The organism is Bradyrhizobium ferriligni (assembly GCF_056837965.1).
Genome location: NZ_JBXEJO010000026.1, coordinates 28,953 through 41,598 on the forward strand (window position 1 = coordinate 28,953; position 12,646 = coordinate 41,598).

Below are 12,646 nucleotides of genomic sequence, written 5' to 3' on the forward strand. Positions count from 1 at the left end.
GCGTCCTGGCTATGTCGCATCAGACATGATCTTTTTACCGGCAGCCTGAACGGCGGGCACATTCGAACGCCTGCTGAACATGATCAGTTTGCGCGATGATTGCCACAACCGACGAAGACGCGCACCGAGCAACACATACGATGCAATGACGAATACGGCGCCGGCGCCTCCAACCCCAAGCGCAAGCCACGGCGTTGAAGCAGATTTTGCGGATTGAGCTGAAGCGGCTGCCGGCGACGCCGGCTGCTCAAGCGGAGTTCGCTCAACCGGCACGAAGACCACAGCCACCTTGTCGTAGGACAGTCCTTCGATGCTGTTGGCTACGAGCATCTTGATCTGAGGCAACAGCGCCGAGAGCTTTGCGTTGGAGCCATGTCGGATGAAAACCGACGCTGAGGACGGGGTCGCATCTTGCCGCAACAGATCGTTTTTAGGAAGGACCACGTGAACCCGGGCGGACAGGACGCCATCGATATCGCTAATGGTGCGCGACAATTCTTCGCTGAGGGCATAAACGTAACGGGCCCGCTCCTCGATCGGCGAGGCAACGAGGCCCGATCCCTTGAATACCTCGCCAAGATTCTTGAAAGATTGGCGCGGCAGCCCCTCAACATTCAGCAAGTCAATCGAATAGGCGAGCTGCCTTTCCTCGACCTGGATCGTGCTGGTCCCATCCTTGGCGACAACACGAGCTGCATCGACACCCTTGCCAAGGAGAAGCGCAAGTATCTCATTGGCTTCGCGCTCCTGAATCTTACTGTAGAGATCAGCTTTGCAGCCGAGCAACAGAACAAAAAGGGGCAGAGCAAGGCAAACGCGAAGCCGTCGCCACGGTTGACGGCTGCCGCTGCCCGCACTGCACATCACACCAGGCATCAGCTTCATTCAGCCCGCCGATAGCAGCTTGTTCAGCGACGAACTCACGGCGCTGGTGCTCTTAGAGACAAGGGACACCTGAACGACGTCCCGGTATACATCCCGCAGATTCACCACCATCGAATCGAAATCTGCCGCTACCGGTTTAACCGTCGCATGCGCGCCGATGTCGAGCGGCTGCAATAGCGGCTGCGCGGCAGGTCCAGCCTGGATGACGCTCGGCGCAGACGACACACTACCGACCGCCGGAGCACCGACATGGCTGTTGTACACGGTAGAAAGCGCTTGAAGGATGCGATCGCCCGGCGGATTCGCCAGCGTGTTCGCGCGTTGCACTTCCGATACCGGCGGAACGACTGCGGCTCTATCTGCGACCGATGAGGTGACACTCTGGTTGGAGGCCGCTTGCGCAAGAGACTGCTCAAAGTGCGCCTGCTCGCCGACAGCTGCCGGCGAGCAGGCATTGGCAAGACAGTCGGCTGAATTGGGTGAGATCGGCGTTGCGCCTAACATCATATAAGGAGTCATTGCGCTCGTTGATGAAACCACGCGTTGTCGACACTGAACGGATCAAGATCGTAGAACGGTGAGCTGACGAAAACCTGACGAGGATGCGCCGCCTTGCGTCATTTAAAGATCACGTTTGGCGTCCAGCCTGGACCGAAATTCCAAGTTTAATTCTCAGAAGGCCTTCAGGAATGTTTGTCCGATCCACGATGGTATTGAAGAGAATTCTTTACGCCGGAGGTTTCATCTGTCTTGGAATGGTCAGCGCGCTTGGCGCCCCCCTCTCGCTGCCGTCGGCCCCTTATAGCTACACGGTTCTGGACCAGGACCTTTCTGCCGCGCTGCAGGAGTTTGGCAACAATCTCAATATCAGGGTCAATGTCAGCACTGAAGTGAAGGGCCGGATTCGCGGGCGAATGCCGGACCTGCCACCGCGCGAATTCCTCGAGCGTTTGACCAACCTTTACAATCTTCAATGGTATTACGACGGCCTCGTGCTTTACATATCCGCGGCCCACGAGGCGCAAAGCCGACTGGTGGTGTTGAGCCCGATCAGCTTCGATGCGTTCAAGACCGCGCTCGATGCGCTCAACATCTCCGATGAACGCTATATCGTGAAACCGGCCCCGGGCGATGGCCTCGTCCTGGCTTCGGGCCCGCCACGCTTCATCGCGCTGGTGGACCAGACGTTGAAGGGCCTTGTGGCGGAGGCGCAGGCGCGGCGCAATCCTGCCGCCGCCGAAAGGCCGCCGCGGGATTCGGTTTTGATGTTGTTTCGCGGCTCCTCGAGTGTGGTTATTCGGGACGGACGCCCGGAAGGGCATTATTCGCCCGACGCGCCGCATCAGGACGGCGCCGTGCGCGAGGCTGGCACGGGCCAGAGGTGACCAACCGATGCGAGACCCCTTCAGCCAACGTCGATCCGATCTGCATTGGCTCAATCCGTCTGATCGTCAGCTTTTCGAATGCTGATGCTTCCAGCATGAGCTTGCGGACGTCTGGATGGCTGCGCCTTCTACCGAGCGCAACGGACGTGGACAACCAGCTACCCCTAGGCGCGAGCGGAAGCGGATGAGCGCCATCTTTGCCGGAAGCTCGGGGCCTAAAGGTCAACGCAAGCTTCCGTACCAGCCGCGTCGGAGCCGGAGGACATGAGCTTTCGTCTCGCTTGATCCGCCCATCATGGGAAAGGAGTGACAGGATGGATTTCAATGCAATCGGTCCAGCTAATGCGAGCCCAGAGCCCGAACCACCAGAACCGTTCACGGGCGCGCCCGGCTTTGAGCAGCGGCTGAGTGGCGCGCACGCTAGTGCTCCGCCACAACATGCTGCCCCTCCAGTGCTGCAGGGGCAGGCCTATTCGCCATATTTGGGCTCAGGCCATCCCTATTCGCCTACCTGGATGCTGGCCCCCTATTCGTCGTACCTGGATTTAGCGCATCCGTCGACCGACCTGGGCTGGGAAGATGATTCGCATACGCCGGCTGCGGTCCACATCGCGCCAGAACTGGAAAGCTTTCCGCAGCCCCTGTCTCAGCAGACGATCGCTCAGGCGATTGAGGCTCAGCCTGACGTCGATCAGGATCTGATATGGCAGAATGTGGATGCTGGCCCTTCGGGCGCGGGGCCATCGCCATCACATGGAGGGCCATCGTACGCCGGACTTGTGCAGGCCGGGCCGTCCCACGCCGGCCCCTCCCACGCTCGACCATTGCAAGCCGGGCCGTCCGAGGCAGGTCCTTCCGAAGCCACACCACCAGAACTTTCCGGGTTCCGCATGGTGAACGGACGTCTCGCTAAGGATTACTGGGTTTTCACCGGCCAAACAGCCACAGACGCTGAGATCGATATGCTTGAGCGCAGCGGAGTGAAGCCGAGCAGGGAGCAGCCCACAAAGGTTTTCACCCTTCTCGGGGTGCCTCACACAGCCGAATGGAGAGACGAGGGCTTCATTCGTCTCACACCGTCGCTGGATCCGACCCTTTGGCCTGACGAGCCGGCTGAAGATCGACCTGCAGACTCTGAGGAAGATCCACCTGCCCGCTAGCGACCATGGCCCGTGCCTCGGCAGGGCCATGTCCGTGGCGCCGATAGATTGAAATTGCGGACGGCAACAGCAACTGGTGACGGTCCTAGCCGGCAAAAAAATTGCCTAGCTCCTACTCTAAGGCCCAATCGTTCATTGCAGTAACCTGGTGACGTCAAGATAGCTCCCCGGCTCGAGATGAACGATCACCAGTCCCCTTCTTCTTTTATCTTCTCCGCCTTGCGCTTTCGGCCGCCTTGACCATCACGCGCGATTGTCACGTCCACAGCCGCCGGCCCGCAGCATTCAAGTCAGGTTTTACCACGGTGCTTTGGCCAAGGTGCGCAAAACAGTTTCCGTCCGCCCTTCCCGAAAGGACGGCGAGCGTGCAACCAATTCTTCTCAAGCCGCATTGCAGGCGGCCTTAACGCAAACCGCGTGGACATCGATTACCTCGCGCGCCTCGTGAAACGGGATTGCGTTCATTTGCGCGTCGGCACATCAACGGCGCAGTTTTCTTCGATCGGTTACCCTATACCGCGCCGCCTCTGCTCATCTCACCCGGAGCGTTTTTGATAAACTCCGATACTGGCGGCCCCTTAGGTGTGCTCAACACCTCCACTTTGGCACGTCCGTCCCGATGGCCGCGACCATGATTTCGAGCGGCATAGATCATGCCACTTGACGTCCGCTGCGGCCCCGCAAGCAGCGGCAGAGCCGACCTTTCGCAAACAGCCGAAAATGCGCGGGCGGACAGCTCCAAAGCGCTGTTCCGTCTGGCTACGTCCGGCCGAAAGCCGCCCACACCCCGTCTTCGCCGTCCCAGCTGCCGCGGCTCGCCGCCTTGGAGTACTCCGTGGCGCGCTGCTCGAAGAAATTGGCGTGCTCGACGCCATTGAGAATCTCGACGAGCCAAGGCAGCGGATGCGCCTTGAGCTGGGTAAACCCGCCCTCCTTGGCTTCGAAGAAGCCGAAGACCGGGGCAATCCGCAACTGGGTCAGTCGCCAGTCGGCGACATAGCGGACGTAAGTGTGGATCTGCTCAGGTCTCATGCCCTCGATCTTGCCGAGGCCGAAGGCGAGGTCGACGAAATTCTCCTCCAGCTTCACCATGGTTTTGGCGACGTCGACGATATCGTCACGGACGGAGCGCGTCACCGCGCCGGTTTCGCGGTTCCATTCGTGAAACAGCTTGATAATGCCCTCACAATGCAGGCTCTCGTCGCGAACCGACCAGCTTACGATCTGTCCCATGCCGTTCATCTTGTTGTGGCGGGGGAAATTGAGCAGCATCGCGAAGCTCGCGAACAACGCCATGCCTTCGGTGAAGGCGCCGAACATCGCCAAGGTCCTGGCGACATCGGCAACTGTGTCAACGCCGAACTCGTGCATGTAGTCCGCCTTGGCACGCATCTCGGAATAGCCGCGAAATGCCTCGAACTCGGTCTTGGGCATGCCGAGCGTTTTGAGCAGCAGCGCATAGGCGTCGATGTGGACCGTCTCCATATTGGTGAAGGCCGCCATCATCATCTGGACGGTGAGCGGCTGGAAGATCGGGATGTAGCGCTTAAGATAGTTATCGCCGACTTCGATGTCCGATTGAGTGAAGAAACGGAAGATCTGAGTGAGCAGCGCGCGCTCGCTGTCGGTAACGCGGTCCGACGCCCAATCTTTGAGGTCGGCACCAAGCGGCACCTCCTCGCCCATCCAATGGGTCTGCTGCTGGCGCTTCCAGAACTCGTAAGCCCAGGCATAGCGATCGACGTCATAGCTGCCGGTCGAATCGAGGAGGCCGACGCACCGTTTGCCGATCAGTGTGCGTGGATCGACGGATGAGAGATCGATCACTGACATGCGAGGCACTCCTCATAGTCAGCGCGCGGCTGCGGCGGCGCCGCTTTGTCGCCGTCAGCGATGTCGCCGGCGAACGCCGCCCGCGAGATCGATTTTGAACGGCAGTAGTAGAGGCTCTTCACCCCGCGCTTCCATGCCGTCCAATGCAGCATGTGAAGGTCCCACTTATCGACGTCAGCCGGTAGATAGAGGTTAATCGACTGGCTCTGGCAAATGAACGCGGCGCGGTCGGCGGCAAGCTCGACGATCCAGCGCTGGTCGATTTCGAAGGCGGTACGAAAGACCGCTTTCTCGTGCTCCGACAGGATGTCGAGATGGGCGACCGAACCCTCGTGCGCGATGATCGACTGCCAGGTCGCCGAAGTATCTACGCCCTTGGCGGCCAGCAGCTTGGCGAGATGCGGATTACGCACCGAGATGGCACCGGACAAGGTCTTATGGGTGTAGATGTTGGCCGGGATCGGCTCGACGCAAGCGCTGGTCCCGCCGCAGATGATGCTGATCGAGGCGGTTGGCGCGATCGCGATCTTATGGCTGAAGCGCGCCATCACACCGCGTTCCAGTGCATCCGGGCACGGCCCACGCTCGCGCGCGAGCGTCACGGATGCCGCGTCGGCATCGCGACGGATTTTCCGGAACATGTTCAGATTGAACGACTTGGCCACGACACTTTCCATCGGAATGCCCTTGGCCTGCAGGAACGAATGGAAGCCCATGACGCCGAGGCCGACGGAGCGCTCACGCAAGGCGGCGTAGCGGGCACGCTTCATGCCGTCCGGCGCCACCGTGATGAAGTGGGTCAGCACGTTGTCGAGGAAGCGCATGACGTCCTCGATGAAGCCTGGCTTCTCATTCCACTGGTCCCAGGTCTCGAGGTTGAGCGACGACAGGCAGCACACCGCGGTGCGGTCCTCGTCGCGATGATCGATGCCGGTCGGCAGGGTAATTTCGCTGCACAGGTTGGAGGTAGAGACCTTGAGGCCGAGCTCGCGCTGGTGCTTGGGGAGCGATCGGTTCACGGTGTCGATAAACAACAGATAAGGCTCGCCGGTCTGCAGCCGGTTCTCCAGGATGCGTTGCCACAGCTGGCGGGCGTCGATCTCGCGGATGACATCGTTGGTCTTCGGGCTGCGCAGAGCGAACGCGGTGCCGGCGCCCACGGCACGCATGAACGCGTCGGTAACGTTGATCCCGTGGTGCAGGTTGAGACTCTTGCGGTTGAAGTCGCCGGACGCCTTGCGGATCTCGAGAAACTCCTCGATCTCGGGATGGTGGATATCGAGATAGACCGCCGCAGAGCCGCGCCGCAACGAGCCCTGGCTGATCGCCAATGCCAGGCCGTCCATGACGTGGATGAACGGGATGATACCTGAGGTAACGCCGCCCTTCACCTTCTCGCCGATCGAGCGAACGTTGCCCCAGTAAGTGCCGATGCCGCCGCCGTTAGAGGCAAGCCAGACATTCTCGTTCCAGGTGCCGACGATGCCTTCGAGCGAGTCCGACACCGAGTTAAGGAAGCATGAGATCGGCAGACCGCGCGTGGTGCCGCCGTTGGACAGCACCGGTGTGGCCGGCATGAACCACAGCCGAGACATCGCATCATAGAGACGTTGGGCATGCGCAACATCATCCGCGAAGGCGCAAGACACCCGCGCGAACATGTCCTGGAGCAATTCGCCGGCGAGCAGATAACGGTCGGTCACCGTCAGCTTGCCGAACGGCGTCAACAGGTCGTCGCGCGTCCGATCGAGCTTGAGATCGGCCGGCCTTGGCGATGGCGCAAGGGGGCGCGGCAGCGGAGCCGGCGACGGCAACACACGACACAACTCAGGCGGGTTAGGCCTTGCCTGCGCTGGGCGCGGCCGCACATGCGACGGCTCAATGAGATGACCCTGCTGATCGAAATTGTAAGACGGCGACATCGGCAACCCCGCGATGTTAGGCGTGGGCCGCGCGGACGACTTGCGAGGAATCCGGGCAAATGTCCCCGGCTGCAAGCGACCCACCGGGGCACCCCGCCCGAGGACTTTCGTTCGGTCGCGGCAGGTCTCCTGGCTCGCGGGTCACTGCGGCCGTCGGCCTTCCCGGCGCTGTGTCGCGCCAGTGACCATGATGACAACCGCTCGCCGCTTACAGTTGCGGGGGCAGCCCCGGAGTTGCCGTGTTGGCGCACCGGGTTCCCTCTTAGCTTCCGACCTACAAGGTGTGGGGAGCGGAAGACCGTGACTAGCTAGAGATAGGCACTACTCGCCGGGATTCGTCAACTGGAGAGATCTAGATTGAGAAGGCAAAAACATACCGACCGCCCGGACCACTCTATCGCCCTGTCACTTCCGCTGCAGATGATTGGAGAAGCCGTTGGGCTGCCTTTCTAGTTTCCGTTAAGTTTGCGCATAACGGCAGGCAACATGAGAAGAACCGTTTCTGTCGCGTGATAAGATTGGCAGCGTTCGTGAGCGCGAATGGGCCAACTCTTTAGAGAAGCGAGCTGACCGAAAGCTGACGAGCGTTCGTTACCTGATGATCGCGGCTGGCTTCCATTTAGGAAGAAGCATCGGCCTCTAAATTTGGGACGAATTTTGGTGTCGATCCTGTTGTGAAAAATAGCAGGCATACTCATCCGATCTCGGAGACTGTCATCTTGAAGAAAGTGCTATGTGTTACTGTTTTCACCTGCCTGACGTCGTCAGGACGCTCGACGCGCCGCTGACGCTGCCATCGATGCCTTACAGTTACACGGTTCTGGATCAGGAGCTTAACTCGCTGACATGGCACCAGGCCAGGTGAACGCAACCAAACGAAGCTGGCACCGGCATTGAAATACGTCCAGGCTCCTTGCTTGCAAGGCTATTTCATCAATCGCCTTGAAATCATCTGAGCGCCGTCAGCTTCTCGAAAGGTTGTCCGTTTTATCATACGGCGTGAATATCTAGACGGCGGTGTTCCCATGGATAGTCGCGGAACTGAGCGCTGAAGGCGCACTGAGCAACAGGACGCAAGTGGTAGGACCTGTTGAACTCTGCCGATCAACACTCCTTGTTCGTCGCGATCTCGGGCCGCGCTGGTGACCGTCTTGTGGTGCACTCTTATATCGGAGGACGTGTAATGTCAGTCGACCTATCGCCAACCGCCAACTCAACTGTGGCTTTCTCCGGAATGCCCGCCCCGCCCTCTTCGGCGCAGGACTTTTCCAGCTTTCAGGCGATGCTGGCCAGCCTCTCGTCGAAAGACACGACCAGCGATCATTCAGCACCGCAGGAGCCGGCCCCCACAGAATCAACCAAGCAACTGACGGAGGAACTCACGCAGGAGGCGCGGAATATCCTGCCACCAGAGATAAGGGCAGCCTTGGATGCATATCAGGATGACCCACAGCCGTCCTGTGCTGCCGGCAGCCCGATCATTGCGGAAGCGCCCGTACAAAGCTCAAGGATCACCTGGAACGGTGGCACGCTGACTAATGCGGAACTGCAGATTGTCTCTGTGCTGAACCGCCACAAGGACAAATGCCCGCTTGATTGGAAGTCTCTGGGAGATTTGGCCGACGATCCCTCGACACCGCCGGATCTAAAGGCGGCGATCGAGGCACTGCAACAGGACCCGGAGCTCTTCTATGCGATCGGTTCGCAAGGCGACGGCCGCTGTGGCGGCAGGATCAAAGCGGGCGATCTCTGCGACTTTTCCGACCATCACCCTCAAGTTGCCGCGTTCCAGGAGCAGCGGGCGCGGACCTACGAGCAGAACTACATCCCATCCGACGGTACCGGGAACGGTGAGCCATCGGTCATGAACCTGACCGATGCCTTGCGCGAACTCTACCGATATTCCGATAACCTGCCCAAGAACTTGAGCCTTGCGGATTTCAGGCACATCGTGGACGGCAACGCCGACATTGGCAAATGCCCCCCACAGGTCCTCGCGGCGGCTCAATATTTTCTCGACCACCCGAATCAATGGAAGCAGTTGTACGGCGGCTCGATAGATCAGGTCCACAAAGAGGACTTCCTGCAGGTCGCTTCGTCATCGATGAGTCTCACTCGAGACGAACTGGGCACACTAAACACGATCAACAAGAACCAGGACGTTTTCTTTGGAAATGGCGATCTGACCCGGGAAAAGCTCGTGAGTATGGTGGACGACAAGAGCCTTTCCCCCGAGGTACGAAGCGCGGCTTCCCAGCTGCTCTCGGATCCTGTGCTGTTCGGGTTGATGAACAACGCGATTACTGGCTACAAAACCCACCACAAGTTTTTTGACTTCGGCGGCGGCCATACGGTTGATTCCGGAAACATCAGCAGAAACGATTTCAACCAGTTCTTCAACAACATGTCTGGTGCGAACCGCGCCGCTCCGCAATTGAAAACGCATGCCGCTCAAACGCCGGCCGAACAGGAGGCCACCGCGGACATGATGATTGGCGTGGCAGACCAGCCCGACATCAAGTCTCCCAAGAAGAACGGTGGCGCCCTCATGCACGCACTTAATGACGTGCTCAAGGTAGGCTCGAAGGTACTCGACTGGACAGCGACGGCCGTTGGTGTACTCGGCTTCATTCCAGGGCTGGGCGAACTGGCCGATCTTGCTTCAATGGTGATCGAGGCCGAAGCGCAAGCTGCAAATCTTCTGCACACCGCGATCAGCGGCGGCAACATAAAGAAGGCGCTGGAGGAAGCCGGGCTCAGTCTTGCGGCGCAGGCCGTGGGCTGCATCGCCGGCCCCGAGGTCAAGATAGCGATTCGAGAAGGCTTGGTGAAGCATGCAATTCAAGAAGCGGCGACGGCCGGCATCAACCTGCCGGTGTCGATGGCCCAGTCCTACGTGGAGGACTATCTGAATAACCTCAAGGCACGGATTGAATCCGAGCGCACGCAAGCTGCAGGTGCCTACGCCTAGTCGTAGCGGCGCTATCGACGCAGGATAATGCTGGAACGAAAGACCAGCTTGCGAGGCCACCACGCGGTAGGGTCGTCCCCGCCGCGCAGGTCGCGCAAGCATGTTCGATGCTTACACCGACGAACGTGGTCGCTAGCTAAACCAGCGCATTTGTCGGCTGCACTCGAGCGCACGACGGGCGTTCTCACATCGCGTGCGCCACCGCGAAGATTTCGCCGGGCCGATTGCGCCACCCGTCGCGGACGGTGAACTTGTCGATGCCTTCACCTCCGACGGAGCGGCAAACCTAACCAGTTTAGGTCGTTGGATCGAGAGCACATTAGTGGACGTGACGCTCAAGGTCCTTGTCTCCAGCGCCTCCTGATCGCTGTCCACGAAAGTGGTCCATTTATATGGGTCTGCTACGAGCGGGACTGGAGGATCGCTCTTCGTCGCTGACTCGCATGAGCAACTTCAACCTGCCGCCCCGCCCGGGCAGGATCAAGACAAATCGCTCCCTGGTTCGAGGCAACTAAGTTGCCGAACAAGCTGCGAGGGGTCCCGGCCGGGCGGGCCCCGACATTGGGCCACGTCAAAGCCTAAGCCCCATTTTATCCATCCTGGCGCTTTCATTCCCCTCATCAAAGCTGCGCTCTGATGAACAGCGGCTTGCCTGATCAAGTGCCACATAGGCGAGATCTTGTACCAACTCTCTGATCTGCAGCTTTCGCCGACACACTGCCGAAATATGAGGCGGCCTGTCCAGAGGCAACACCGAAGAGATTGGCTCACTGTATTTCTGCGGCTCGTCAGCTTGTCGAAAGCTAATGCTTCCATAGTAGACGTGACGGAGACTGCTTCCTCCGCACGACGAAGTTTTGAAGTAGGAGAACCCGATGCGCATTTCCAGCTCCAGCGCCGCTGGGCACCTTGATTCTGACCTCCACGCGACTGGCGGCGGCAAAAAGGGATCTCGGGCGCCTGGCGAGCACGATGATCATGGCCAATCGCATGGTGCAGGAGCTCCCTTAAATGGCGGCGGCGGCGCGTCTGGTCCAGACGCCGGCTCGCAAGCCGCTGCTTTGCAGCAAGCGTTCAACGCCGCTCTCGGCGCCGTCGCTATCCAGTTTGTAAGTAGTGCAATGGGTCGTTTCGACGATACCATGGCCGAGACAGAGGAGGATTCCTGACCTCGCATGTTACGGCGTCAGGAAAATCGGAGCCGCAAGGCGCGGCAATCTTCAAATGAACAGGAGAAACAAGATGACTGGTAAGGTTGGTGCTTCTCATACCTCGACGGCGGGTGGCGCAGCTGGTACTGTTACTGCAGCCGCGGGTTCCGCCGCTGCTGAAGCTGCGGGAGAAGCGGCATTCAACAGGCAGCTCGCCGCCCTGACTGCCAGCAGCACGAAGGCTGCTGAAAGGGATGTAGAACTTCGCGTCGTCTCGACAGAGCTCTCGACCGTCAAGAAAGTGGCCGACGAGCGGGTGCAGTAACGGATGAAGCGGGACGAAATTACATCCTCCCGCTTTTGCCGGCCGCATGATCTGTGAAGTCGCAACAGACCGTACGGCTTTGCCGTACGGTCTCGTTCTTCATTCAGGAGACGATCGTGAATGAACCAGCTTCCCCGCTATTCGAAGTGTTGTCGGGGTGTTATTCCGGGCTGACCGGCAAAGCGGGGAGCGGCTCCTGCTTGATTGGCAGCAGCCTCGATGCTGATTTGGTCTTCATCGAGCAAGGCCTCGAACCGCACCATCTTCGCGTCAGCTGGCATGTCAGCTCGATCGAGATCGAGGCCCTTGCCGCGGACGTCGCGATCGAGGGCCGCGGCCCTCTTTCGCCAAATGAGACCGTTGTTGTCCCTCTTGCTGCCGTCATCCATATGGGCGCGATGTCCATTCGCTGCTCGACCGAAGGCACTCAGCAAGCCGGCTCTACCGGGCGCTGGCATGTACCGATTATCCCGCTAGCCTTGGTCCTCATCAGCTCTGCCGCAGTTGGCACCCTTTCAACGAGACTTGTCCAGTTCGACAGCGCCGCAGCGCTGAGCACCTCGTCCCCCGCCACGGACATTGACCCCAAAATCGCGCTCGCGACCCCTGATGTTCCGGCCACCGACGCAGCGGCTCAACGGCTGCAAAGGGAAGTTGACGCAGCGGGCCTACTCGGTATCAAAGTCGGTTCTGGGCCGGGCGTTGTGAGCGCCGATGGCACTATTACGCCTGCCTCGCTCGCTAAATGGCGGGAAGTCCAGCAGCGGTTCGATGTCCAAAGCAATGGTGCTTATACGCTCGTCAGCGCGGTCGCCATCAAGGAGGAGATGGCGCCCCCCGCAATTGCCGTCCAGGCAGTTTGGCGCGGAAACGCCCCTTATCTGGTCATTGCTGGTCAAAAGTACTTCGCGGGTGCACTCCTGAGCAATGGATGGACCGTAAAGGAGATCGAGGACGGACGTGTGCTGCTGACACGCAATGGCCAGCTTGCTGCTTTGTCTTATTAGAGTTTTA

The 12,646-nt window shown here is 59.6% G+C and carries 9 protein-coding genes and 1 riboswitch; of the genes, 5 read left to right on the forward strand and 4 right to left on the reverse strand.

Features of this window, described 5'->3' with window-relative positions:
- Window positions 1-9 precede the first annotated feature (9 nt).
- Both sctJ and AC1VNY_RS17165 read right to left on the reverse strand, forming a co-directional pair.
- Entirely contained in the window at window positions 10-885 is an 876-nt protein-coding gene (gene sctJ, locus AC1VNY_RS17160) for a type III secretion system inner membrane ring lipoprotein SctJ (protein ID WP_482406048.1), read from the reverse strand.
- Entirely contained in the window at window positions 886-1,404 is a 519-nt protein-coding gene (locus tag AC1VNY_RS17165) for a nodulation protein NolB (protein ID WP_482406049.1), read from the reverse strand.
- A gap of 170 nt (window positions 1,405-1,574) precedes the next feature.
- Between AC1VNY_RS17165 and AC1VNY_RS17170 the strand changes: the two genes are divergently transcribed.
- On the forward strand, window positions 1,575-2,270 hold the full coding sequence (locus AC1VNY_RS17170; RefSeq protein ID WP_212058981.1) for a secretin N-terminal domain-containing protein: 696 nt from the start codon (window positions 1,575-1,577) through the stop codon (window positions 2,268-2,270).
- A gap of 1,919 nt (window positions 2,271-4,189) precedes the next feature.
- On the opposite strand, the gene AC1VNY_RS17175 is transcribed toward AC1VNY_RS17170, so the two are convergent.
- Together AC1VNY_RS17175 and AC1VNY_RS17180 are read right to left on the reverse strand one after the other, a co-directional pair.
- Window positions 4,190-5,263 carry a ribonucleotide-diphosphate reductase subunit beta gene (locus AC1VNY_RS17175; protein WP_162136766.1) on the reverse strand — a complete coding sequence of 358 codons (1,074 nt, stop codon included), beginning with the start codon at window positions 5,261-5,263 and terminating at the stop codon, window positions 4,190-4,192.
- Entirely contained in the window at window positions 5,254-7,080 is a 1,827-nt protein-coding gene (locus tag AC1VNY_RS17180) for a ribonucleoside-diphosphate reductase subunit alpha (RefSeq protein WP_482406050.1), read from the reverse strand. The genes AC1VNY_RS17175 and AC1VNY_RS17180 overlap by 10 nt, the downstream gene beginning before the upstream one ends.
- 207 nt (window positions 7,081-7,287) lie before the next feature.
- Window positions 7,288-7,503: riboswitch (cobalamin riboswitch) on the reverse strand.
- Window positions 7,504-8,368: 865 nt separating this feature from the next.
- Here AC1VNY_RS17180 and AC1VNY_RS17185 point away from each other — a divergent pair.
- The 4 genes from AC1VNY_RS17185 (at window position 8,369) to AC1VNY_RS17200 (ending at window position 12,639) form a co-directional block, all read left to right on the forward strand.
- Entirely contained in the window at window positions 8,369-10,156 is a 1,788-nt protein-coding gene (locus AC1VNY_RS17185; RefSeq protein ID WP_482406051.1) for an HrpF/NolX family T3SS translocon protein, read from the forward strand.
- Between the two features lie 875 nt (window positions 10,157-11,031).
- Complete coding sequence (locus AC1VNY_RS17190; protein ID WP_482406052.1) at window positions 11,032-11,325, forward strand: hypothetical protein; 294 nt, start codon at window positions 11,032-11,034, stop codon at window positions 11,323-11,325.
- Window positions 11,326-11,398: 73 nt separating this feature from the next.
- Window positions 11,399-11,632, forward strand: a complete 234-nt coding sequence (locus AC1VNY_RS17195; RefSeq protein WP_482406053.1) for a nodulation protein NopA — start codon at window positions 11,399-11,401, stop codon at window positions 11,630-11,632.
- A 116-nt stretch (window positions 11,633-11,748) separates the two neighbouring features.
- Window positions 11,749-12,639: a SctD/MshK family protein gene (locus tag AC1VNY_RS17200; protein WP_482406054.1), complete on the forward strand. Its 891-nt coding sequence runs from the start codon at window positions 11,749-11,751 to the stop codon at window positions 12,637-12,639.
- Window positions 12,640-12,646 lie beyond the last annotated feature (7 nt).

Coding starts and splice junctions, on each gene's coding strand:
- AC1VNY_RS17170 (WP_212058981.1), top strand. CDS start 1,575: ATGTTTGTCCGATCCACGATGGTATTGAAGAGAATTCTTTACGCCGGA.
- sctJ (WP_482406048.1), bottom strand. CDS start 885: ATGAAGCTGATGCCTGGTGTGATGTGCAGTGCGGGCAGCGGCAGCCGT.
- AC1VNY_RS17165 (WP_482406049.1), bottom strand. CDS start 1,404: ATGACTCCTTATATGATGTTAGGCGCAACGCCGATCTCACCCAATTCA.
- AC1VNY_RS17175 (WP_162136766.1), bottom strand. CDS start 5,263: ATGTCAGTGATCGATCTCTCATCCGTCGATCCACGCACACTGATCGGC.
- AC1VNY_RS17185 (WP_482406051.1), top strand. CDS start 8,369: ATGTCAGTCGACCTATCGCCAACCGCCAACTCAACTGTGGCTTTCTCC.
- AC1VNY_RS17195 (WP_482406053.1), top strand. CDS start 11,399: ATGACTGGTAAGGTTGGTGCTTCTCATACCTCGACGGCGGGTGGCGCA.
- AC1VNY_RS17190 (WP_482406052.1), top strand. CDS start 11,032: ATGCGCATTTCCAGCTCCAGCGCCGCTGGGCACCTTGATTCTGACCTC.